The sequence below is a fragment of the Aeromonas sp. SER genome (genome assembly GCF_038739615.1).
GTDB lineage: Bacteria > Pseudomonadota > Gammaproteobacteria > Enterobacterales > Aeromonadaceae > Aeromonas > Aeromonas jandaei.
Genome location: NZ_JBCGFC010000004.1, coordinates 211,712 through 234,058, shown reverse-complemented (window position 1 = coordinate 234,058; position 22,347 = coordinate 211,712). Strand labels below are relative to the sequence as shown.

Annotated in this window: 23 protein-coding genes; 6 read left to right on the top strand and 17 right to left on the bottom strand. The window is 46.7% G+C overall.

From position 1 onward, the window contains the following. Nucleotides 1–8: 8 nt before the first annotated feature. A complete protein-coding gene (locus AAHA41_RS08340; protein ID WP_323070707.1) occupies nt 9–260 on the top strand; it encodes a hypothetical protein in 252 nt (83 codons plus the stop codon). Between the two features lie 24 nt (nt 261–284). Then, nucleotides 285–620, top strand: coding sequence for a hypothetical protein (locus AAHA41_RS08335; protein WP_136501768.1), 336 nt, complete (start codon nt 285–287; stop codon nt 618–620). A gap of 127 nt (nt 621–747) precedes the next feature. On the opposite strand, the gene AAHA41_RS08330 is transcribed toward AAHA41_RS08335, so the two are convergent. Further along, nucleotides 748–1,062, bottom strand: a complete 315-nt coding sequence (locus AAHA41_RS08330; protein WP_323070708.1) for a hypothetical protein — start codon at nt 1,060–1,062, stop codon at nt 748–750. Nucleotides 1,063–1,171: 109 nt separating this feature from the next. Between AAHA41_RS08330 and AAHA41_RS08325 the strand changes: the two genes are divergently transcribed. Then, nucleotides 1,172–1,894, top strand: coding sequence for a hypothetical protein (locus AAHA41_RS08325; RefSeq protein WP_323070709.1), 723 nt, complete (start codon nt 1,172–1,174; stop codon nt 1,892–1,894). A 100-nt stretch (nt 1,895–1,994) separates the two neighbouring features. Further along, a complete protein-coding gene (locus AAHA41_RS08320) occupies nt 1,995–3,041 on the top strand; it encodes a hypothetical protein (protein ID WP_136501765.1) in 1,047 nt (348 codons plus the stop codon). Nucleotides 3,042–3,113: 72 nt separating this feature from the next. Here AAHA41_RS08320 and AAHA41_RS08315 read toward each other — a convergent pair whose 3' ends face one another. Both AAHA41_RS08315 and AAHA41_RS08310 read right to left on the bottom strand, forming a co-directional pair. Then, nucleotides 3,114–3,569: an NfeD family protein gene (locus tag AAHA41_RS08315; RefSeq protein WP_136501764.1), complete on the bottom strand. Its 456-nt coding sequence runs from the start codon at nt 3,567–3,569 to the stop codon at nt 3,114–3,116. Next, on the bottom strand, nt 3,569–4,489 hold the full coding sequence (locus tag AAHA41_RS08310) for an SPFH domain-containing protein (RefSeq protein ID WP_136501943.1): 921 nt from the start codon (nt 4,487–4,489) through the stop codon (nt 3,569–3,571). Before AAHA41_RS08310 ends, AAHA41_RS08315 begins: the two co-directional genes overlap by 1 nt. A 456-nt stretch (nt 4,490–4,945) precedes the next feature. Here AAHA41_RS08310 and AAHA41_RS08305 point away from each other — a divergent pair, with 456 nt between their 5' ends. Together AAHA41_RS08305 and AAHA41_RS08300 are read left to right on the top strand one after the other, a co-directional pair. Continuing rightward, a complete protein-coding gene (locus AAHA41_RS08305) occupies nt 4,946–5,716 on the top strand; it encodes an endonuclease (RefSeq protein ID WP_234879128.1) in 771 nt (256 codons plus the stop codon). A 171-nt stretch (nt 5,717–5,887) separates the two neighbouring features. Further along, on the top strand, nt 5,888–7,075 hold the full coding sequence (locus AAHA41_RS08300) for a conjugal transfer protein TraF (protein WP_136501763.1): 1,188 nt from the start codon (nt 5,888–5,890) through the stop codon (nt 7,073–7,075). Nucleotides 7,076–7,994: 919 nt separating this feature from the next. Here AAHA41_RS08300 and AAHA41_RS08295 read toward each other — a convergent pair. From AAHA41_RS08295 to AAHA41_RS08230, 14 genes are all read right to left on the bottom strand, one after another. After that, the gene (locus AAHA41_RS08295) at nt 7,995–8,270 is read right to left on the bottom strand and encodes an HU family DNA-binding protein (protein WP_136501761.1); all 276 of its coding nucleotides are present in this window, start codon (nt 8,268–8,270) and stop codon (nt 7,995–7,997) included. Next, entirely contained in the window at nt 8,263–8,739 is a 477-nt protein-coding gene (locus tag AAHA41_RS08290; RefSeq protein WP_323092185.1) for a hypothetical protein, read from the bottom strand. The genes AAHA41_RS08295 and AAHA41_RS08290 overlap by 8 nt, the downstream gene beginning before the upstream one ends. Nucleotides 8,740–8,996: 257 nt before the next feature. After that, nucleotides 8,997–10,532 carry a UvrD-helicase domain-containing protein gene (locus AAHA41_RS08285; RefSeq protein ID WP_136501759.1) on the bottom strand — a complete coding sequence of 512 codons (1,536 nt, stop codon included), beginning with the start codon at nt 10,530–10,532 and terminating at the stop codon, nt 8,997–8,999. A gap of 9 nt (nt 10,533–10,541) precedes the next feature. Beyond that, on the bottom strand, nt 10,542–10,901 hold the full coding sequence (locus tag AAHA41_RS08280) for a hypothetical protein (protein ID WP_136501758.1): 360 nt from the start codon (nt 10,899–10,901) through the stop codon (nt 10,542–10,544). A gap of 86 nt (nt 10,902–10,987) precedes the next feature. Beyond that, nucleotides 10,988–12,700 (bottom strand): penicillin-binding protein activator, encoded by a 1,713-nt coding sequence (locus tag AAHA41_RS08275; protein ID WP_136501757.1) that lies wholly within the window; start codon nt 12,698–12,700, stop codon nt 10,988–10,990. Nucleotides 12,701–12,742: 42 nt separating this feature from the next. After that, nucleotides 12,743–13,066, bottom strand: coding sequence for a hypothetical protein (locus AAHA41_RS08270; protein WP_136501756.1), 324 nt, complete (start codon nt 13,064–13,066; stop codon nt 12,743–12,745). Between the two features lie 21 nt (nt 13,067–13,087). After that, nucleotides 13,088–13,816 carry a hypothetical protein gene (locus tag AAHA41_RS08265; RefSeq protein ID WP_136501755.1) on the bottom strand — a complete coding sequence of 243 codons (729 nt, stop codon included), beginning with the start codon at nt 13,814–13,816 and terminating at the stop codon, nt 13,088–13,090. Between the two features lie 85 nt (nt 13,817–13,901). After that, on the bottom strand, nt 13,902–14,294 hold the full coding sequence (locus AAHA41_RS08260; RefSeq protein WP_323071064.1) for a hypothetical protein: 393 nt from the start codon (nt 14,292–14,294) through the stop codon (nt 13,902–13,904). 72 nt (nt 14,295–14,366) lie between these two features. After that, nucleotides 14,367–14,744 (bottom strand): YebG family protein, encoded by a 378-nt coding sequence (locus tag AAHA41_RS08255; protein WP_136501753.1) that lies wholly within the window; start codon nt 14,742–14,744, stop codon nt 14,367–14,369. A 138-nt stretch (nt 14,745–14,882) separates the two neighbouring features. Beyond that, nucleotides 14,883–15,236 (bottom strand): hypothetical protein, encoded by a 354-nt coding sequence (locus AAHA41_RS08250; protein WP_136501752.1) that lies wholly within the window; start codon nt 15,234–15,236, stop codon nt 14,883–14,885. Continuing rightward, the gene (gene xseA, locus AAHA41_RS08245) at nt 15,229–16,668 is read right to left on the bottom strand and encodes an exodeoxyribonuclease VII large subunit (protein WP_323071062.1); all 1,440 of its coding nucleotides are present in this window, start codon (nt 16,666–16,668) and stop codon (nt 15,229–15,231) included. The genes AAHA41_RS08250 and xseA overlap by 8 nt, the downstream gene beginning before the upstream one ends. Before the next feature lie 45 nt (nt 16,669–16,713). Then, nucleotides 16,714–17,832 (bottom strand): hypothetical protein, encoded by a 1,119-nt coding sequence (locus tag AAHA41_RS08240; protein WP_323071061.1) that lies wholly within the window; start codon nt 17,830–17,832, stop codon nt 16,714–16,716. Between the two features lie 12 nt (nt 17,833–17,844). Continuing rightward, nucleotides 17,845–18,966: a hypothetical protein gene (locus AAHA41_RS08235; RefSeq protein ID WP_323071059.1), complete on the bottom strand. Its 1,122-nt coding sequence runs from the start codon at nt 18,964–18,966 to the stop codon at nt 17,845–17,847. A gap of 123 nt (nt 18,967–19,089) precedes the next feature. Continuing rightward, nucleotides 19,090–22,155, bottom strand: coding sequence for a helicase-related protein (locus AAHA41_RS08230; protein WP_323071058.1), 3,066 nt, complete (start codon nt 22,153–22,155; stop codon nt 19,090–19,092). Between the last annotated feature and the right edge of the window lie 192 nt (nt 22,156–22,347).

The following is a 22,347-nucleotide window of genomic DNA, read 5'->3' as shown; positions in this document are numbered from 1 at the left end:
TCCGACATATGACAATTGATTTGAAAAACAATGTGCCTCAACAAAACAGTGACCCCGCAGTGATGGGGTTGGAGGCCTACAAAACAGGAACGCCGGAAAAAGACAATCCGTTTGACCAAGCTGATCGCGCTCATATGGATTGGCAATTAGGTTGGGAAATGGGGATGTTGAGATACTCACCTGGTAATGTCGCAGATAAACTGCAGGTGTGTACCGCACGGCCAGTGGGTGAGTCAGATCAACACCAGCACAGCAGCTAGCGCGTCTTACAGCAGGTGGTAGATATGAAGAACGATGAAATACTGACGGTCGAGGTCGCATCTGAACGCTTATCTCCCTATTTAAGCCAGGATTATAAATGGCCATCAATGCCAATTGGCTGGCAGCTGGAGTTCATTGCCTACCCAGATGGTGATGTAGAGATGGATTTTCTTCATCCTGTTTCTTGCGCTTTTTGGTCAGAAGAAAATGGGAATTTAACATTGCCAATCAAGCCTGACGGGACAAATATTACTGTTCACACATTAATATCTGCAGGCGTGCCATATATGACAACGTTTGGTTATGCAGTAGTCAGTGATAAGCCTAATGAACCACATCTGAAATTGATTGCTGAATAAAATGACATCGGTGCGAGCTGGGTGATTTACATCACTATTTAGCTCGCACCTTTTTTATTTTACAGACCATTCCCTACGTAGCTACAGCCAGCTATTTTCATTCGTCAAACATTCTAAACTGTTAGCTTTAAGGCTGCCTATTGGTTGTGGCTACGGTCAACGCTTTACCAAATACCCCTTTTGCTACTTTCGAGCGCTGGTTTGCATGTGCCTTGAGTAGGGCTAGCAAACCGAGGTTTTTCTGATGGTAGCCATCCAACTGTTCGTTGAGCTCCTCAGTGAAGCCTTGGGGCTCTAAGAGCATACCGATCAACGCCTGGGATTCGATGATCACTGTCTCTATCCGCTCCCTAAGCGAAGAACCGAGATCGTTATCAAGGTACTGAGCAAGCTTCTCAATAGTCCGTTGCGCATCATCTAGTTGAACTACTGCCTTAGTCATAAACGCCTCTTTGTAAGTTTTTTGAACACAAGTCGACAATCACACATTGCTTAAAGCATACTATATTAAAATAAACAAGCACACGACCAATCCACAAAGGAGAAGTGTAATGACAACTGAAGATCTCAGCAAAGAAACCGAAAAAGCACTTGAGGACATACAGAAGTTTATGGATGGGTATGCCCCGCTTCGCGAGAAACTCTATAAATTTACTGAAAAATATCAGAACGGCATTCTCGATGCTCCAGGCACTCTGCCTTTGGTTGCCGGTTCTGCATGCAGCATTATGGCTGGAATGGGTATTCTTGTCGCTTCAACAACAACAGCCTTTGCTGGAGCAGCAATCGCCCCCTTGGCTCTGCCCTTTTTTGCAGTAGCAGGTGCAGCCCAGCTTGCGGCGGGCCTAAATTATCTTACCGGAAAAATCATTAATCCTATCGCGAAACATCTTAGTCGTAAGGACTTTGAGCCAGAGAAGGTATCAAATCGACTGGGTCAGTTGATTGAGGCCAGGATTGAAATGAATGCGAATATCCCTGATAACGAAAAGCGTACAGCGATCAAAAGAATGACGGATAACATCATGGGGAGTTGTAAGGCCATGTTTACTGACGATGGTCCATTTGCTACCTATGTATCAAGTATAGGTGAGGCCCCTCTCAAAAAGCTCGAAGGGGGGTTAGACGGAATTGTAGAGCAGTCAGATAAGCGTGCTGGCCAACGGTTCGATACGTGGTTCAACACATTTAAGGAAGCTCATGCGGCTGAACAGGCGGCTAAAGAAGCTGAAAACAATGTTGCCCGCACGTCATCCCTTGGTATGGGTAGATGATGGAACCCCGATTTTACTGATGTGACGCGTCTAAAAAGCCTCCGCCATGTGAGGCTTTTCAATGCCCCCTCCCCTCCGCCTTTATCACTGTGGAGCCAGCATGAATACGTCGGAATCCAGATCACATACAATGAGTAACAGCGAACGGGCTGAACGAATCCGGCTTGCTATGGCGAGCAACACCCCACCATCTATGCTCTCCTCACTTGCTAAGGAAGGGGACGATGAACTGTGCCGTTATGTCGCTAGTAACAAAGCGACCCCATCAGAGACACTGTTTGAACTTGCAAGGAAAGAATGGTTTCAGATCCGGGCCGCTGTTGCGGGTAACAAGAATTGCCCAAAAGAATTACACGATGGGTTGATTGCTGATTCACACAAGGAAGTACGAAGGTCACTAACACAATCCCATGACCTGTATCGTGACCAGGTTGCAACGTTGGCCTCTGATGTTGATTGCGATGTTAGATACCATGCCGCATCACAACGTTTTATTGACGAGGAATCAAAGGTGCTACTCGCAGGTGATCCAGAGGCAAAAGTGGCAATGGCCGTCGCCCGATTACGACTACCTGACCAAGCTATTAAGAAGCTTGTGGATCACCAGAACTGCTTAGTCAGAGAGGCTATTGCGGAAAATGAATTAGGCCTCCCTTTGAGTGCTCAGGAGCGCTTGGCTACAGATAAGCAAGTGGATGTGGTGTTAGCCCTGTCATTAAATAAAAAGATTGACCGGGCGGTGGTTGTTCAGTTGCTGGATTGCGCTGATAACAATGTCAGAGTAAACGCATTCTGCCATCCATCATTGGCGGCTGTTGATGTCCTGCGGGCGGCATTGAAAGAAAAAATCCCTCATGTGCTCACTACCGCAATCTCCATATTGAAAAGAAGATCTGAACGTGACCTGGATAATACGCTGGAATCAATTTCCACACTAAACGAGCCTTTGAATACCATGTTGCCAGGTCCTGCCCCCTCTTCCACTCTTGGGGAATGGTTACTTAACCATCGACTTGTTGGCATTTTTCAGGCCTGCCAAGCAATCGATCTTAAGAACTCCATTGAGGAGACTATGAATAACCCCACCACCACAAACTCAACGAGCCAGGAACTTGGAATGCGGAGAGCTCAGACACCCAGGTTGTGAATTCTACGTGACCAGACAGAACAAAAAAGCCCGTGCAATGCGGGCCTTGTTACAATACCTTTTTAAATCAACTCAGGATGCAGGCTCTACAAGCAGAATATGTGAGTCTGCACCGACTACAATGATTTTGTCACCAGCTGACAGAGGCTCGTTGCAACGCACCATCCAGACAGTGTCATCGAGACGCACACGACTTACACCTTGATCCACGTTATCCAACAACACAAGTTGTCGACCGGCATAGCCCTTCATTCGTTCGTTGATTGTGCAGGCGGCATCATGACCCGAGTTGTCATGCTGGTGCTGCCAGCGCCACCAGGCCCAGGTGGTGAGCAGGGATTGCACCGCAAACAGCAGCAACTGAGCTTGCCAGCCAAAGGGCCAGATCAGCAGCAGCAGGCCCACTTCCAGCGCGGCGATACCAGTCCAGAGCAGGAAGCCTACCGAGCCCAGCACCTCGATGGCCAGCAGAATGAAGCCGAGCCCCAGCCAGTGCCAGTGGGTCAACCCCTCAAACAGGGCCATCATTATTTGCTGCCCTTGCCATCTTTGTTGAACAGCTCGGCCATACCCGCTACCGAGCCAATCAGGCTGCCCGCCTCCAGCGGCATCATGATGATCTTGCTGTTGGGGCCTTCACCGATGCGGGCCAGCGCTTCGGTATATTTCTGGGCCACGAAGTAGTTGATGGCCTGCATATCACCCTCTGCGATCGCTTTGGAGACCATGTGAGTAGCCTTTGCTTCCGCTTCGGCGGCCCGTTCCCGTGCTTCTGCGGCGAGGAAAGCGGCTTGACGCTCCCCTTCTGCTTTCAGGATCTGAGACTGTTTCTCACCCTCGGCTTTAAGGATCTTGGACTGGCGCGACCCTTCGGCTTCCAATACCTCAGCCCGTTTCTGGCGTTCGGCCTTCATCTGAGCGTTCATAGCTTCGACCAGCGCATGCGGCGGGCGCACATCTTTAATCTCGATGCGGGTCACCTTGATACCCCAGGGGGCGGTGGCGGCATCCATGGTGCGTAGCAGCTTCTCATTGATGGTGTCGCGCTGGGAGAGCATCTCGTCCAACTCCATGGCGCCTAACACGGTTCGCATGGTGGTCAAACATAAATTACGGACGGCACTGATGAGATCATTGACTTCGTAACCTGCTTTGCGGGCATCTACCACCTGCACAAAGCTGATGGCGTCGATGGTGACGTTGGCGTTGTCGCGGGAGATCACCTCTTGTGCCGGGATGTCCAGCACCTGCTCCATCATGATGATCTTATGGCCAATTCGATCAATGAAAGGGATAAGTAGATTCAATCCTGGTGTAAGCGTGTAGGTATAACGACCAAAGCGTTCAACAGTCCAATTGTAACCCTGGGGCACAATCTTGATGCCAGCACTCAGGGTGGCTAGCGCCAAAAAAACCAAAATTCCTAGCACAATCAATGATGCACTCATTAAAACATCTCCAAAAAATGTATGGGACCCCATTAAAGACAATCTATCTGCATAGTTGATGTTAAAAAACTTGTATTCAATGGGTTGTGTGAATGTCACTTTTAGAACGACACCGCAAAGCATAAACATTGTACAAGCCACATTCAACATCATAGAGAAGCTAACGCTGGCTATCTTTAATTGATACATTAAAACATTGAACGCAAGATTTTCATCATCTTGACTTGACATTAATCAATAGGGCTGGTCTCTCGTACATCATGCTAATATTGATAGCATCCAACATGCCGATAAGAACCAATACCGCATGATTGTTTAGGTAGTACACCGACAATTTAATTTAGATGAACTCGCCTAGGAGGTGATTTTTCTCACAAAAAAGTTATTTCTTGTGTTGACAGCGATTGGCTGCAAGATCATAATCCTGGTTAATGAAGATGACGACGGAGATAGGTTGTGAAAAAACATGGAACCCTGATGCTCACTTTACTTATGTCGATGCCACAGATGGCATCTGCTGCTCAGATGCCATCGCCGGGATCAGTCTTGGAACTGCTTATGGCGAAACCGTCATCGCAATCGTCACAGCTGACATTTCGTGAAGCAAAAGTCGAGCTTTACAAGATGACAAGAAATCACCCTTATACGATTTATTGTGGGTGTGAGCTCAAATACTCTGGAAGTAAAAATAAGCCCCCGAAGCCTGATTTCCAAAAATGCGGATTTACTCCACGAAAAGAGGACTCCAGAGCATACCGGGTTGAAGCTGAGCACGTGGTTCCCGCCTACACATTGGGACATCAACGCCTGTGTTGGCAGAATGGTGGAAGAGAAAACTGTTCAAAAACAGACCGTGTTTACGCCTATATGGAAGGCGATCTGCACAACCTTTTTCCTGCGATCGGTCAAGTAAACCAAGACCGTTCGAATTACAGGTTCACCGACATGGGGGGCAAGCCCTACCAATACGGTCAATGTCAAATGCTGGTGGATTTCAAGTTGAGGCAGGTCCAGCCACCACGTAATGAGGTCCGAGGCACCATTGCCAGAGCGTACCTTTACATGCGTGACCGGTATTCTTTGCGTATGAATGAGCGCGAACAAGCAATGATGGAGGCTTGGGCAAATCAATACCCCCCTCAACCTTGGGAGTGCGAACGAAGTAAGCTGATTAAAAGCATTCAAGGTAACGGGAATATCTACATCGATTCCCGATGCACCAAATAATGGCAATTTAGTTTATTGCCACATCCTGAAGCAAGAAGCGGAGTAACAACCAAATACTTTTCACATACATTTAAACATTGATTGCCATTGAAGTAAGCTGATGTATTATATTGGCGAAAAATAGTTAACTTTAAATCAAACAGTCTCAGGTCAATTTACGAGGAATTAAGGATGAACAAACTCAAGATCGCTTTCGCAGTATCCGCCATCATGTCTGGCCATGCCTTTGCAGCGGGTTCCAGCTTTGATGCCCGCAATGATGCTATGGGTGGTGTTGGTGTCGCCAGCAGCCACTACAGTGTCGCCGCGCCGGTAAACCCTGCATTGGTAGCCAAGTACAAGAGCGAAGATGATTTCGCTGTAGTTCTGCCCTCCATCGGTGCTCAAGTTTCTGACAAAGACAACCTTGTCGATGTCTTTGACGACATCGACAACCACTACAAGCAGTACAACGATGTGGTGAACAGTGGCGGCAATGCGCAAGCCGCAGCTGGTCAGCTTTCCCAAGATTTCAAAAAGGCCCAGGGTAAATATGCGGCGGGTAATGTAGGTGCAAACCTGCAAGTCGCGATCCCTAACGAGCTCGTGTCTGTATCAATGTTTGGTAATGCGTATGCGGCAGGCCTTGTTGGGAGCAACGTAACTCAGTCTGACCTGGACTACCTCGACGGAGTTGCCTCTGGTGCTCTGGCCGTTGATCCTGCGCACAAATTCAACTCTACTGCAGTTGGAGTGGTTGCAGTTGTTCAGGACTACGGTGTTGCCCTGGCCCATAAATTCGATCTGTCTGGCATGCCTCTGTATGTCGGCGTTACACCCAAGGTCCAGAAAATTGAGACCTTCAACTACAGCGCCAACATCTACGATTACAAGATCGATGACGTGACTGACGATAAATATCGCAGCAGCGAATCTCACGTTAACGCTGATCTGGGTGCCGCACTGGATGTCGGTTCCTTTACCTACGGGGCAACAGTTCGTAACATTATCAGCAAAGACGTGACCACCAAAGATGTTGCTGGTTCACAGTATATTTACCAGATCGCACCGGTCGGAACTATCGGTGCTGCCTACTCAAATGATTGGGTTACTGTCGCAGCTGATGTTGATGTGAACAAAACCAAAACATTCAAGGGCGTGAAGGATTCCCAATACGCAAGCATTGGCACCGAGCTGGATATCGCCAAATGGCTTCAAGTTCGTGCGGGATATCGTGCAGACATCAGTGGTGAAATGCCAAATGTGTTCACCGCAGGCTTGGGTGTTTCACCATGGGATGTCTTCCATATCGACCTGGCAGGCCAGATCGGCTCAGATAACGCTGTCGGTGCGATGCTGACCACTCGCCTGACATTCTGATTAAGAAATCATGAATGTAAAGAAAGCGGCCATCAGGCCGCTTTTTTACATTCTCACACAAGATTTGGATAGGCGATCGCTCTCGCTCCATAGCGAGGCTGGTCGCGCATAGAAGCACAACACTGTTTCTCTTGTGCAGACCCCTTCAGTTCCCACCTTGCTACAACCTGTCTACTTTCCTGCATTCATAACGCTCCATCAGCTTTGACATCTGCCCGTAGGCGTCATGAAGCCCCCACACTAGACCGGCACCATTCACACACTCACTGACCGTTCATCCTACATCTTAGATGGCTTGGCTCTGGTTTGATGCCACTGCAAGGTGGCTGCTATGATCAGCAATAACAGTAAATGTTCCAGGAAAGCATGTGAGTAAAATAAATGAAGGGTTCGTTAAACGAAATCAGAACTCATGGGTAGCTGTCTATTTGGATTATCGAGTTGCGTACAGTGAAAATAGATTCGGGGCGATGGCGGAGCATTTGGCGAATAGAGCATTGACCAGGCTTAAATCAGGCACTTATGACCCTGACCGAGAGGATATGATGTTAAGGCACTCTTGGCCCATGCGAGACGCCATTGTGCCGCTAGGCATATCAATAGGTCAGCTACGCCATTGGATGTTGACAGGAACTATTGAGGGCAAGCCTATCACTCCACCGCGCCGGGACACTAAAGGGGTAGACAGGATTTCTGGATGCGAACTCATAATGGCCATGGAGAGACTTACCATTGCCAGAGCTAAATAACCCACAAACAGCAACACCCCCCTCCTCTCTTCGTTGCATCGTAACAGGCTGTTACTCCAAGATCTCAAAACAAGAGCAAAAAAACACCCTGTCAGCGCAGAGCTGACAGGGTGTTGCAACCATCTTCCTTTGGCCGACCTGTTTAAAGTGGCGCTTGAGGAATAAGCAGATCAGCTATTGATTGCATCCTTCAGTGCCTTCCCAGGCTTAAAGGTCGGGATGTCACTTGCCGCCACAGTCATAGTGGCACCAGTTTGCGGATTACGCCCTTGGCGTTCGGCGCGATGACGTACAGTAAAGGCACCAAAGCCAACCAGGGAGACCTCCTCGCGCTTGGAAAGTGCTTCGGTAATGCCTGCGAGCATCGCATCCAGGGCCTTTTTGGCATCCTGTTTGGAGATGTCAGCTTGTTCAGCAATGTTGTTGATCAGTTCTTGTTTATTCATCAGATTGGCCTCTCGGGGTCTTGGTAAAATTAGTTACAAATTCATTATGAATTTGCTTGATTATTTCCATACGTTCTTCAAAAAAACTCTGGAACATTTTGGCTTCAGCAGCACACTTCGAAACGGATTCGCCATCAATCAATGCCTTTTTATAAGCATCGGTTGATCGTGCTCCGTGATTGCATATTTTGCAGATAAAGCGCAATCGTTCTTCAGTGAGTTGATCGCTCCCACCAGGTGGATAGCATGCTTGGACAAGGTCGAAACTGCGCTTTATATGCAATTTAATTCGAGAGATTGCTTGGCGTGTCAGCACCTGGGAAAATGCTTTTGACACCAAACTACTTTCTTCCCCATTCACTAAAATTGATTTTGCCGCTTTTTGTGCGGTATCAGATTGACGAGTGAAGTGCTCGCAAATTGACTTGAATTGCGCCTCGGTCATGCAGCCGTTTTGCGGTTGTTGCATATGAACCCCATACCTAATATTGCAATAAATATATTATCAATGTTCAATGCATTTGCGTCAACATATGAAAATATAATCCAATTTGACAATTGCGTCTAATTTTAGTTAAATTGTCATGGCTGTGGATTAGACAACCCTTTTGGCTAAAACAGCACCACAGTCATTTTTAATCCGGCTGGCGCATATCGCGTCAGCCATTTTTTTGGCCTAAATTTTGGTGGATAATTGCATTTTTAGAAGTCTTTCCGTGAGCCACGTTAATATCGTCCTCTGCCTCGATTACGGGAAAATGGATTTCTTGGCAGATTGTACATAGAGCGTTTTCTGGATGTCGTTTTAGCTGATGCGCCCATTCCAGATGAAAAAAGCTCCTCGCGCCGCTCAAAAATTGAGACCTCTTCATTGTGTAATGAAAGCAACACTTGGATTTGTGTGTTTAGCTCCAAAACGTTGATAGCACGTGTTACGGCAACATAGGCAAGGTTGAGCTCATCTATGACTTTGAGATCTCCAAGATCTGCATTGAACAGCTCGAGAAAATCATCAGATAACCGCACTACTGGCCACTCCATACCTTTGGCCCGGTGAACTGTAGTCAAAATAACATCTGCATCTCGGGCGCTGGGAACGGTAAACCGATGAATAGTCTCAATGTCAGCCTGAAGGTTTGGATAGTCATCAATGATACGCACATTGCGTCCCATCTCATGATCTCCAGATTCTGAAGCGGCAACTCTATATTGATAAAAATTGCTGTACTCCTTCAAAATCCTCTTATTCTTAATACTGCTATGCTCGTCTTTGCTAAGGAAATAAATATCCAACATATCATCAATGTTATAGCTTTTTATCCCCCCGACCCAGTGCATAGTCTTTTGTGATTTAGCACACGCCAAAGCAGCCTCTATAGTCCCGGCAACAGTGCGTTGCAAACAGGTATAGTGTGATGGCAGCGGATCTAGCCTGCTGACTACCATGCTATTGATGCTCGGCAATCCTTTTAGCGGGTGTTCATTACCCAGGTGCCAAAGTAGTTTATTTGCAAGGTCCGCAATTGCCGGGCCAAAGCGATATGATGTCGTTAAATGATGGAAAGATGGGTTGAGGTGTTCAATCAGCCCAACTGCGTTAACTGCACCTCTAAACCGGTACATCTGCTGGAACTGATCTCCAACAAGGCGCAGTTTGCATTTCGTCTGATTCAGCACAATACGAGCGGTTACAGGATTGGTGTCCTGGAACTCATCCAGTAAAACCGTATCGAAAAGAACACTTAAGTCGAGGTTCTGAAGCTGAAATTGCTTCAAATAGACATCATGGGTAGCAGGGAAGCTAGACCTTGGATCAGCCATCGCCTTCCATACTCGAAAGACCAATTCCACGATACCGGCATTTCCATCACAGTGTTGATCAGATGGCGCATCATCAGCGGAGGCCATAAATGCCTGCACGCCCTCCATGACCTTTTTCACAACGCCCCAGTCACCGATGCCAAGAAAGTCTTTGATGTCACGTAAACGCAAGCTGGCACTCAGCTTATGTTGTATCTCGTGGCCACAATACTGGAACGCAAGCTGATTACATGTAAGGACTGTTGTGTTGTCAGGGAACTTGCGAATAGCTTCATCACGATTGGCACGACCGAAGACCAAGTAGAGGATCCGTTCTTGAGGATTATGTTTCGCATACCCTCGAAGCACAGTTGTTTTGCCAGACCCAGCTTTGCAGTTACCTACGACGACGCGAGAGCGATCTTTTATGAATCCAATTTGTTCAGCTGAATATCGTGCCATCCTGCCCCCTTAAATTTTCAATTTTTGCCTTGTGGGCAAAAACCCTTTTTCCTGCAAAACTCGCTGGCGCTCCACAAGGACCTGCTGGGTCTCCTCATGTTCAATCTGGGCTAACTGTTCTATGAAGTCGTCGGTGAATTTGATAACACCGTCTTTAGATAACCACTGAGGGAAGGATGTCAGTGAATACTTGAAGTGATCTTTGCTAATGCAAACATCTGGCCACTGCTCGTTAATAACGAGAATGGAAGAGGCAACGGTAGTGCGCCGGAAACCAAGTTTTTCCGATATGTCAGTCACACTTGCGGCCCCAACTTTCAAGAGATATCCCATGATAAGAAGGGACCGATTGTATGGATTAACTTTCATGATTCACACCAACGCTTAAAAAGTACCATTAAAATAAAGGTAACAGGGGGCGCTCTATGTGTCAACACATGAAATAAATTTGACGATTACTGATCCCAGCTTAGCTCGCGATTGATTGTGCCATCAGCATTGATGGTAAGAGTACCGGATGCACCATCATGTTGTGATGGATGCGAAGCGGTGCTGTCAGGGCTGGAAAGCTGTGGTAGCAAGACCCCGGCATCATAGCCAAGAGCGAACAATCGTAGTTGATCAGCATTCGGTGATGGCAGTAACTGAACAGCTTGTTGGTAAATGTTCGCTTTAGCCTTGGTCAAAATGGGCGTTGTGAGTGTGAGCACATCATCCCAGGGTGGGATCTGGCTACTTTCATTCGCTTTGCTGCCGAGATAAAAGATTGGACCTTGAACTCGAGGGTCAACATAAAGCGTGATGAAATCATGTATGCGAGTGACATCACTAGCACTACCATCCACGAAGATAGCGTCAAACAGGCTTGGCAATGGGTCTGAGGGTGGCTGGCCAGTTATCATCATTTGCTGTCGACGGCGATCGGGATCGATGATCGCTAATAACCGGGATGGATCCGAATCGTCTTGCTGTAGCCACTCCACTGTCACAGCTAGGTCTGTGCTACGTTGACTCACAGCCTGCATGAACAAATCATGATAACGATGTCCGTTGGCGGTGTCAGGAAGCAACAGCAAGACCTTGTTATGGTGTTGCGCAATCATCTGCCCAACGATCTGTGAAATCTCATCCGCTGGATCTAGCCCCATAAAATAGGTGTTAGATTGCTGACTATGATCGATGTGATTCAGAGCAAGCCATATACGAGGACTAGAACCTGCTTGTGCAAAAGCAGCCACATCAGGTTTGAGCAATGGTCCGATAATCGTGCTACCAGGCGGTAAGGTCGCAGCAACTTGGCTAGGAGCCATCATGTTGGTGTCAATAAAGGTCAATTGCGCAGCAGAGCCCAATGCAGCTTCAATTCCTGATTTTACTGCGCTTGCCATAGCTGAATATTGGCCGCTTAGTGGCAGCAGGACAAAGATAGCTTCAGGATTTGACAGCTCGCCTAATTGATAATCGAGAGATGAATGCTCACCAACCTGGACTGTCGAGTTTGCCTCTTGTGGTTGCAACTGCACCTCAAATATCGCGGTCCCCTGTGGTCGCCAATACTGCCAAGCCGGATGTTCAGGGTTAGCCTGCAACCAGCTGGTAAGAGATGACACATCGTAGACTCCTGACAGGTCTACCTGTTGCTGCCACTGAGAAAGCTTCAGCCAGCCTTCAAATGAAGATCCTTTATACTGAACAGCTGCTGCACGTAACGTTTCCAGCGGCGTAGCCAGCAACAATTGCCATGCTCTTAACTGCAACCTCCCCCGTTGTTCAGCATCAGTGATTTCACTAGCACTTAAGATGCTGCGCGATGCTGATATTGGATCACGACTCGCAAGTGAGATTTCCGCATAAGTCAGGTAGTAAAGTTGTTTTGCAGGTATGGAGGTGCTGGTAGGGTCAAGCAGCTTAAGGTCTGCTAAACCTTGTTTAGGGGATTGTTGGGCTGATTGCCACGCACTGAGTAATGCGGCTACAAATTGCTCATCAGATTTTGAGCTGGCTTTATAAATTAGCGCTCTATCATTTAACCAGCCTTCATCTCTGGCTTGCATAGCATCTTCAATGCGCTGTACTTCATCCTTTTTAATTGATGAGTGCTGAGAGGAACTACATCCGGCCATCAGTAGCGCCCCAAGGAGCACAGAGTGATGGAATTTAAAGTTCATAGAGATATGTCCAGGGCTGATTGAGCAAGCAACACGGTATTGTTACATGCTGGATAACATTTTTCGCATTTCTTCGGCAGGGTTATATTGAGATGATTCCGGTTTTTGTTTTATCTGGTGGTCAATTTTACGTTTGATCCCGATCTGGGTTGTATCAAAAGCTTGCTGGCAGCGATCTAGTGCGACTTCTATATTTATCAACTCTTGAGTTAGCTCTTTATCTGAAAAGTTGAGCTTCGCGTTATTGCAAGCTCCTTTGTACATCACATCAAGAGTATCCTCAGATTTTGCTCTTTTAAAACGGCTTTCATATTCATCAGCTGACTGAGAGACAACCTTAATTGGTTGGGGTAGTTGCTTTTTCATAGTATCCCGATGTCAAGTATGTTACCAACACTCACTAAGTGTCACGTATTTAGTCATGAGAGCTAAATCGGTTGGAAGTAAATACTGCAGGTTACTTGTGTCATTAATATTGATATTCCGCATCAAGTAACCACACAAGACAACCTTGTCACTCAACCTAACATTAGCCTGTTCAGTACCACGCATCAAGACGATACCATGTTGGTAAAAGGTTTCAACAAGCGCGGGCTCCGGAATACAAGAATAAAAACCGCAATCCTCAATCATGAGCGCAGATTTGCTAGACTCGAAGTCTTGAGAGGGACTAGGAGGATGACTGAAGGACTCTTGCCAGTCAGCATTAGGCATAAACAACAGCTCATGGCCATCCTCGGGCTCCTTCCATTCACCTTGCATAACATGAAAGCCAGATGCTTCAATTGCCTGTAAGGCCATGGTGACATCATAACGGGTTGTATGGGGGTGCGTTGCAGTTAAATCACGGTAGTGTGCGATTCCCTGATAAATCCGATCAAATAACTTGGTGGCTGAAGAGCCATTTCGATCGTTAACAAGTAGCTTTTCATAGGTCAACATGACTTCAGAAAGAGCGATTCCAAATCGACGCGAACGAGTGCGCTTACGTAGCCAGTTTAGAATAAAATTTCGCTTGGCAGTATCAGACCATGTCTCTGCCTGGTTTAATCGAGCTTGTTCGGCAGCAATTAGCATTGCTGTGAGCAATGTTTCAAGTCTGTCAATATATGTCATGATTTGAGAAAGATCCACGAGGATTGCAGTCGTGCCGACCGGAGTTAAACGAAAATGGAGTCCCTTCCATTGAACAAAAATCAGATCACTGCATTATGGTTACAGATGCCGGTGTGTGCTCATGACAATTAAGAGCTAAATCAACGGCAACAGAAACATTATTTGGCATGACCTGGTAATGTCGTCTGCATGGTTCAATGCAACCACTTGACGATATGTGATAGCAATACCACGCTTGAGTTTCAATGGAATAGCAAAGCATTCTATCGGAAACTCTATTTTGTGGTAATTGAGCCCGAGTTATTTTATATAAAAACTGAATGAATCCGTCGTCAAAAAAACCTTCATAAGGTATGTCAGTTTGAACAACAATTACGGATTTGTTTTGCTGATTCAGCTCAAAGACGTAGAGTGGCGCATCAACCCCTGGAACTAAGGGCTCCCTCGCCTTAAATAAATCATCAGACAATAATTCCATTACTGTATCCCCCGCCAAGGCGAGCCTTGAGGCCCGCCTTATAGATGCATGGACTAGAGCGCAGCCTATACGCTATGAGACCGGAGCCAAGGCAGGCTCATTACCATTAGGGCCTGCGTCACTTGATGATGGTTTCCCACTTGCTCCAGGGGGTTCAACAGCGGGGGCTGCCACAGGCACTTCGCGGGGTTTGCGCGGTTTGCGCGGTTTTTTTCCGGTGCATGCGGCCAATGCCTTTTCGACATCCTCTTTCCGGTCAACCAATGCCATCGCAATGTCTTCCTGCATGCGCTCATCCAGAGCTGCCATTGCAGGAATAGTGGAAATTACTGCCATGATTTTTTCCATGGCGGCAATTTTTTTATCGTGCGCGTCGGCCTCATTAGCATCAGTAAATGTGCCCACTTCATTCCCCTTGGAATCGGTTACAACGTACTTAACAGTGATCATATAGATTCTCTCTTAAATTGGCTTGCAATGTGTGGTTGGTCATTGCAAGGCAATGATAACGCCAAAGCGCGTTACGGACAATGCAAAAAGATTGCAATTGCAAAGTGTTTGTTCTCGGCATCAATTGGCATTGTTATATCAATCCTTTTCAGCCAAATAGTTACTGACATTGTCAATGCGAGATTGCATGAAAGTCATCACCTGGCTAGATTCGCTAACCAAGGGAATGATGCGGTCAATGTCTGGCATTTTATTGCCATTCATTGACTGTAGTTCCTCCAAGTTTTTGTTGAGAATTTCAGTCGCTTGAGCGTAGGTCATGCCAGGAAGTGAGAAACGAGCCTGGTGGAGATTGTTGATAGCTACGCAGAGTTTCGCCTCAGCATCAGCAACGGTATCCGTTGCAGCCATATCATTAATCAGTTGGCCGAGTTCAGCAATGCATTCGCTGATCAGATCAGCTGCCTGTTGTTTTGGTTTTGATTCATTCATTAACTACCTCCTGCAACATAACTTTGGCATTAATGGTCCCATCCTTAACTAGGATGTGAATTTCATCGTTTGAATTGACTTGCTCCGGGCTTGTAACCAGCACTCCACTAGAGTCCTGCACAAAAGCATACCCTCTGGCCAAGATTGCCAAGGGGTTGTTAATTAATAACTCTTGGGCTTGATGACGTAGCATTACAATCCCTTGCTGAAGTGGCTGCATTGCTATACTCGGCATTAGTTCTCGGCTACGGATCAGTGCCTGGCAAGCTTGCTCTGTGATTGTAATGGCCTGTTGATGTATCACGTCGCCACAGTGGCTTAGTTGCTGACCTTGCTGTTGACAAATTTTCGATGCTTGCGTTTCAAATGCGTATCTCGATGCCATCAGCTGTTGCTGCACTTTATTGAGTAAACCTGTCCTGCATGCAGCTATCATATGCTGTACGCTCACTAAATGCTGCTCAGCCTGGATATGTAATGATTTTGACTGCTGAGCTGTCAAATGGTGTGCAGTGGCTGCAGCTTGCGCTGTAGAGATAATGACATCGCTGATGTGAGCTGCAGCCAAGCTTGGGGTCGGGCATCTTACGCAAGCAAGCTCGTCTAAGATTGTGTTATCCCGGTCATGTCCTATCCCTACCAGTACCGGCACCGGAAACTTGCTGGCTAAATTGGCAACATCAAACCTGTTGAGCTCATTAAGTCCATTCGCATCTCCTCCACCCCGTATAACAACTAAGGCATCAAGCTTTTCACCGCTGGCTAATAGCTGATTGTGAAGCTCAAACGCAGATATGAATGCAGCCTTCATGGAAGGATAAAGGTTGGATCCTTGGAATACGGCTGGAAAGTAATGAAACTCACACAGCCGATGCTTTGCTAACCGATCTGCAACAGTATTAAAATCACCAAGGCCCGCCGCGTTATCAGGAGATATCACCGCCACATGTTTGAAGTCTGACGGTGGAATTAGCGATCGATTCAATGTGAGCAACCCACGCTGCTCAAGCTGCAACCGGAGTTCACGCAGTCTTCTTTCAGCCTCACCCAGGGTGAAGCTGGGGTCTAATTGCTCCAGAATGAGTGTCAACCCAAACTCAGGTTTGAAGTTGCAAGAAAGCTTTCCAAGCACAGACATACCAATGGCCAGCTGTAATCCTGTTTCATTGTAAAACCGTTGGAGCATCACCCTCTTCCCGCCCCAAAGAGCTGCACGAGCTTTGGCAATGCTTTTCCCGTTAGAATCTTTTTCTATCAACTCCAGATAGAGATGGCCACCCGCATTAGGGGTGGCGTTCCCAGTTATATTGGCGATCTCAAATCTCACCCATGCAGAAGACACGTGTGACTCAATAGCCGATTGCACCCTGCCAAGGTATTCGCCCAGGCCCTCGCTTGACGGTGCATGTATCTGTGTATCCCCGGTGGACATGAATACCTCTCGCTCGTTTTCGCCACGCAATATTGCTGTATTAGATCAGCGATTTACCATAGCTTCAATCAGTCTCGCTAGCTCAGCATCAGGGACATCAATGAGAGCCATCATCTTATCGGCAGTGTCGGCCCTTACTGTGGTTGTAAGATGCGATTGATATACTCGAATTGACTGTCCATTGCTTCCTTTAAAGGTCGCGGCTGCTACCTCATCATTCAAAAACTCGGTCAAATGAGCTTCTGGGTTGCCTTCTTCCATGAGTCTATAAGCTAATCTGACAATCTTTTCGAAAGCAGAGATCTGCTCTTTAGGCCCACCATTAACGATTCGGAATGAAAGTTTTACTGGCTTGTCTTGCTCATAAGCTCGATTATCCAGACCATGAAAAAAAACATTTCGCAGCTCACTCTTGAACTTTTCTGCTGCCAGAATTGCACCATTAGCTTTGACATCATCAAGCGCAGCCTTAATCTTTTCAGGAAAAAAGACATGCGCCAGCATAAAGTGATGAAATCCAAAAACCCATTCACCAATAGTCCCATCACGATACCCGAAGATGTGTTCTTTGAATTCAGAAATTAGCTCAGGGGTCAATTCAAAATAGCGACGAAGAGCATCCATGGCGGGCTTAATCGCATCTCTACTGCCAAGAATGGGATACTGATTTTTGAACGCATCATAATCGTTATCAAATAACGCTTTTTTTAGCAATGCTCGGCTGTCATCGTCCAATAAGTGATAATGTCGAACAGATACTGTAAATCGAGGGAGTATCGCTATTTCATCAGACACTTTTGCCAATGATGAAATTGCACTCGGATCGTGTAAAATAAAATCACCATACCGAACGTTAAGCTCTGCAGTCGTTTTGATCACAACATTATCAATGCATTCACCCAAAAATGAAATCAAGGCATTCATTGAAATAATATGCGGCTCACTTACCAATGTTACATTGGAGCGGAAAGCTGGCATAATTTTACGACTAAGCTTATTGACTTCAAGGGCATACCGCATGCCCGCTATGTAGTTATCAGCCCATTGCTTTGCCGCAGCCTGGGCATTCGGGTTTCGCTCAAACGGGTTTTCCGGATAATCAATTTCACTCAAGCGAAGATGACTGTTTCGACGAAGTGAGGTGAATGTGTTTGCGTTGCTCATCTCATATCCCCTTTAAACCGAAGGTCTTGCATGGTCACGGACCATATCCACCAGCAGATCACTGGGGGCATCAAGTAGTGCAAGCAATTTATCTACTGAATCTGCACTCAAAGTTGTTTTAACCACTTCTTTGAACACTCTAACGGACTGTCCATTACTCCCTTTGATGTTTGTTCCAGCTGAGTCATCAGCAGCACTCAGGAACTGAAGCAAATGCTGATTAGGGTTATGCTCCCCCATAATCAGGTAAGCGCACTCAATCAGCCGATGAAGGTTTTTTATTTCTTTGCTTGCAGGATTATTCCAGAGTTTAAATTCAATTCTAACCGGCTTTCCTTGCTCTTGACCGGCTTGAGATATTTTAGACTTGAACTTATCTTGAAGACCTTCTTTAAGCTTTGAGACAATATGCAATGGGGTGGCATCACTGGCCTCTTCAATCAACTCTTTGATTTTTTCAGGATAAAATGCATGCTCAATAGCAAATGAAAACCATTGGAGGTTTCCTTCCATGTTTTTACTCTCAGTCAGAGAGTGAAGCTCCAACATTTTTTCTCGGACTTGATCATCTAACGAGATGTATCGACGAATGGCCAATAAAACCTTGTTGCGCTCTTCATAGGCAATAAAATTGTGAATTCGATGGTTGTCTAGGGCCGAAAGGTCGTTCGCGATTGCAATGGAAAATATTTGTTCCATTTCGCTTGGAGTAGACTCCGCCACTATCATCATGGCAAGCCCCATTGATTGAACAACATCAATTTCTTTTGTTAGCCTTTCAAGCAAGCATGCAACTTTGTGAAATTCCATTCTTGTCACTTCATAAATATGACCGTACTTCTCATTTATTCTGACGATCTCTTTATCTGTTACCTGTAGCACTCGTTCAATCAAAAAACTGTGAGCAGCTCCGCCCTTAAACAATTGCCAAGAGTCAATGACTTCTACATTGCTATGAAATTTAGCCCACCCAGCCATGAAGCACGGCGAAACACGATCGCAGATAGATTGCGCCTTAATTGCGTACATTCCCATCCTGGTGAATTCAGCAGCCCACTCGGTGGCAACGGCGATGGCTTGGGGTGACCGCTCTTTCGATGGGATGATTTGATTGATGGGGGTGGCTGCATTCATGGCGAATCCTCCTAGATCCATAATGGAACTGAAGATAACAGCCACCCCAATAAATGTCAACATAAGGAATAAATAACAACAAGATTACGGATAGAATGGTGGCGGTTGATCACCATTCATCCATCAAATCACCTTCAATAGCCGCTGACTGCTAAGCTTGTAAACAGATTCGCAAAATTCCTCAAGGATCGTATCCATATGTAAGAACTCATCAGCATTGCTCATGCCATCGCCATAATCGAGACCAGCATTGGCTGTTGATGTTTTAAAATCGGCCATTTGTCCAATGTAGTCATCAATACTGCCAGCCAGATGTATACGCTCAACCTGGACTTGTTTTTTTTGCCCCGGACGCGTAGTCCGTTGGATCATTTGCTCTTCCTTTGCGCCGCTCCAGTCGCGATCATATTGCAATATGTAGTCAGCTTGTTCGATGTTCAGCCCGCGTTGAGTAACGCCAGAGGTAGCCAACAAGACAGGACTAGGCCCGAAGCGAAATTCGCTATCTAAGGAGTCAGTCCGCTCTCTAACGCTAATCCCCCCATGGAAGAGCACTGATGGGATGTGACGAGCATTCAATTCCCCCTGAAGACGCTCTGTGACCGCTGGATATTTTGTATAAACAATAATTTTATGTCCTTTGGCAACCAGGCTAGAGATTCGGTCCAGCGTCCAGCGCATCTTTGATGTCAGCGGAGAGTAAACAGCCATGCTGTTCTCTCGTGCGACGAAAGGCACATTTACCGCTGCATTACATGCCTCCAGTCGAGCCAGCACGGTGATCAGGCTCCCCCCCTTCTCCCCTGCAAGTAACTGAAGTCGATTTTGTGTATACCAATCGGCAAAGGTCAGGCTGACTTGCAAATAATGACGAAGATGGTCAGGATCCCAAGAGACATTGGAAATCGGATGATAAATAGGATCCTTGCAACCAGCAAAGGCGATGCAATCAGGTTCATTGCGGACGCGACGTTTAATGAGAGGGGTTAACCAGTCGCGAAATTTAGCCAGATCTTTGATCACCGGGATCTCACGTTTGGCCCCTTTCCGTAACCCATCGGCAAACTCAGCTGTAACCCATTCAAATACGACAAAATCTTCCACAAACGCATCAATGCCACGACGAGCTAGCTCCATACTGTTAATGAGTCGCGGTTCCAAATACGTACCATGCTGCTGATATGGGTGGTGAGCTCGATGGCCATGGCTGAGTTGTACCAGAGGCAAAATATCTCTCGGATAGTTACGGATCGGTGTGCCATCTAGCACATAGAGCTTGCGTGGTGACAATGCCTTGATTGCAGATGTTTGTTTACTGTATCCGTTGCAAAGCATTGAACCTTCGTCAACCACAACAGTATGCAGGTGACGGCGAAGGGCTTTAGCGAATGTCTTGCTTTTGTGGTCCGGCAACACGCTCCGTAATAACGCGACACTGATCAGGTTTACTGTCCGAAGGTCTCGTAATTGGTCTTGGCGCTGAATGTGTTGCCAAACGTCAGCATCCAACCCAATTTTGGCAAGCTCTCGTTTCATTTCTGGGATTAAACCAGGCTCAACCACAATCAAGTTATGCTGCCCACCAGCCAGCGCTAGAGCGATCGCCAATCTGGCTTTCCCAACCCCCATCCCCCAACCAACAATACAACCGGTAGGATGCGAAAGAATTTCTTGGAGATCATCTTGCTGGTAACTCCAAAGCGGAACCTTGGTCTGCTTGTGTACACCACGCCCCCGATTTGGTTTGGCCTGGAACAGCTTTTCCCATTCAAAAGCTGGTGCGTGCTCAGGGTCAGTGTTGATGAATGTGCGAGCGAACGCTTCCGCATGAAAGAGTTGTTCAACATTATTTTTGAAAACATAGTGGTTGCCATCTTCATAGCGATATGACAACGACTCGCCCTTAAAGTAACTAGCGGTTACAGAGCCTTGGCGGAGTAATCCAAAACTGCGAGCAGTCACAGTTTGAGGTATTGCATTTTGAATCAGAGCGACACGAGAGAAGGGGAGATTTGCCTGAGAATGCTCCTTTACACAGCGTTTAAAGAATCTGGCGAAAGTCATGCTGACGTCTGGGGTGCCGCCAGCATTACGGATAATCGCCATCGTGTCTTCGAGTGCTCCATAGGGGTCTTTTTGAAGCAGATACAGATCAATCATAAGACGCCCTTGCCCTTCATACTTGATCCCTTTCGGGTAGCGATGGGCAATTGAACGATCGAGTTTTTCTCGTAAGATTGCATTCATCACTCGCGCCTCTGTCAGGCCACAAAAAAAGCGCAAAACGATATTGCGGTTATGATGATGGATGCCGACTCGAGTATCCCCAGTAACCGGTAGAGTGATCTTGGGACAGCTTGAAGTATCGTCTTTGAAATAAAATGATGGTTCTTGCCCCCGCCGCTTCAGTCTTAACTGTGGAAGAACAAGTACACCGCTCATTTCACCATTTTTACTAACCTTCAGGCGCTGAGGCGCATCGTCATCGTCGCGAGTGCGCTGGCTATCCAGGATGAAGATACTGGTGCTTACATTGGCCCCTTCGTCTTTGAACGTGTCTGCAGGCAACAATATCTCAGCCACCATTTGTGCTGGCCAATGCGTCATTAAAAAATCTCGAGAAGATACAGGCAGGATGGCAAAGACTAAATTTGCGGCCTTCATGGCTTGCTCAATCGCATATTCATCACTTGTTGCTGATGTGTTGGCTCCATGCAGGCCATATCTGGTCGTTACACCAGGGGTGAGGAATGGAGATGACAGGGTTAGCGAGAATGCTGGGTTAATTGTGGCAAAGTCAATTCCGCTTGCATGCAGATCAGCCATTGAACCTGTGAGAAATTGCGCATTAATCTTGGCCACAGCAGCATCAGCATTAAGCGCAGCGATGCAGGCAGGATCAATATCCAACCCAAACAACTGATACTGTGAAGGGTCAGCATAGGCGAGCAGACGACCAGAGCCAACGCTGTTATCCATGACGGAAAACATCTGGCGGCTCACCGAGTCTTGTGCGGTGTCTTTTATTGTGTCAATCCATGACCAAATCAATTTTGAAACCCAGAGTGGAGTGAAAAACTGTCCATCAGTCAATTGTCGGCGAGCATGAAGGTCTGCTAAGCGAGATGCTTTTTTAACGTTCAATCCTTTTGAACGGAGAGTTTCTGATTCCACACGCCAACTATTCATTTTCAGTACCATTCCCATCCAATTTATTGTCAACATAATGAAACAACGACAAACATCTGTCAACACAAGGAATAAAGTTGTTTTTGCCACATCCGAACGGGGTGGTTTTTGAGCCCAGTATGATCGTCGGTCATCCGTGGTAACCACCTGCTGCCGCAACACTTTTACGCGCCCAAAGTACCATGCAGTCTT

Coding starts and splice junctions, on each gene's coding strand:
- AAHA41_RS08340 (WP_323070707.1), top strand. CDS start 9: ATGACAATTGATTTGAAAAACAATGTGCCTCAACAAAACAGTGACCCC.
- AAHA41_RS08335 (WP_136501768.1), top strand. CDS start 285: ATGAAGAACGATGAAATACTGACGGTCGAGGTCGCATCTGAACGCTTA.
- AAHA41_RS08330 (WP_323070708.1), bottom strand. CDS start 1,062: ATGACTAAGGCAGTAGTTCAACTAGATGATGCGCAACGGACTATTGAG.
- AAHA41_RS08325 (WP_323070709.1), top strand. CDS start 1,172: ATGACAACTGAAGATCTCAGCAAAGAAACCGAAAAAGCACTTGAGGAC.
- AAHA41_RS08320 (WP_136501765.1), top strand. CDS start 1,995: ATGAATACGTCGGAATCCAGATCACATACAATGAGTAACAGCGAACGG.
- AAHA41_RS08315 (WP_136501764.1), bottom strand. CDS start 3,569: ATGATGGCCCTGTTTGAGGGGTTGACCCACTGGCACTGGCTGGGGCTC.
- AAHA41_RS08310 (WP_136501943.1), bottom strand. CDS start 4,489: ATGAGTGCATCATTGATTGTGCTAGGAATTTTGGTTTTTTTGGCGCTA.
- AAHA41_RS08300 (WP_136501763.1), top strand. CDS start 5,888: ATGAACAAACTCAAGATCGCTTTCGCAGTATCCGCCATCATGTCTGGC.
- AAHA41_RS08295 (WP_136501761.1), bottom strand. CDS start 8,270: ATGAATAAACAAGAACTGATCAACAACATTGCTGAACAAGCTGACATC.
- AAHA41_RS08290 (WP_323092185.1), bottom strand. CDS start 8,739: ATGCAACAACCGCAAAACGGCTGCATGACCGAGGCGCAATTCAAGTCA.
- AAHA41_RS08285 (WP_136501759.1), bottom strand. CDS start 10,532: ATGGCACGATATTCAGCTGAACAAATTGGATTCATAAAAGATCGCTCT.
- AAHA41_RS08280 (WP_136501758.1), bottom strand. CDS start 10,901: ATGAAAGTTAATCCATACAATCGGTCCCTTCTTATCATGGGATATCTC.
- AAHA41_RS08275 (WP_136501757.1), bottom strand. CDS start 12,700: ATGAACTTTAAATTCCATCACTCTGTGCTCCTTGGGGCGCTACTGATG.
- AAHA41_RS08270 (WP_136501756.1), bottom strand. CDS start 13,066: ATGAAAAAGCAACTACCCCAACCAATTAAGGTTGTCTCTCAGTCAGCT.
- AAHA41_RS08265 (WP_136501755.1), bottom strand. CDS start 13,816: ATGACATATATTGACAGACTTGAAACATTGCTCACAGCAATGCTAATT.
- AAHA41_RS08260 (WP_323071064.1), bottom strand. CDS start 14,294: ATGGAATTATTGTCTGATGATTTATTTAAGGCGAGGGAGCCCTTAGTT.
- AAHA41_RS08255 (WP_136501753.1), bottom strand. CDS start 14,744: ATGATCACTGTTAAGTACGTTGTAACCGATTCCAAGGGGAATGAAGTG.
- AAHA41_RS08250 (WP_136501752.1), bottom strand. CDS start 15,236: ATGAATGAATCAAAACCAAAACAACAGGCAGCTGATCTGATCAGCGAA.
- xseA (WP_323071062.1), bottom strand. CDS start 16,668: ATGTCCACCGGGGATACACAGATACATGCACCGTCAAGCGAGGGCCTG.
- AAHA41_RS08240 (WP_323071061.1), bottom strand. CDS start 17,832: ATGAGCAACGCAAACACATTCACCTCACTTCGTCGAAACAGTCATCTT.
- AAHA41_RS08235 (WP_323071059.1), bottom strand. CDS start 18,966: ATGAATGCAGCCACCCCCATCAATCAAATCATCCCATCGAAAGAGCGG.
- AAHA41_RS08230 (WP_323071058.1), bottom strand. CDS start 22,155: ATGAATAGTTGGCGTGTGGAATCAGAAACTCTCCGTTCAAAAGGATTG.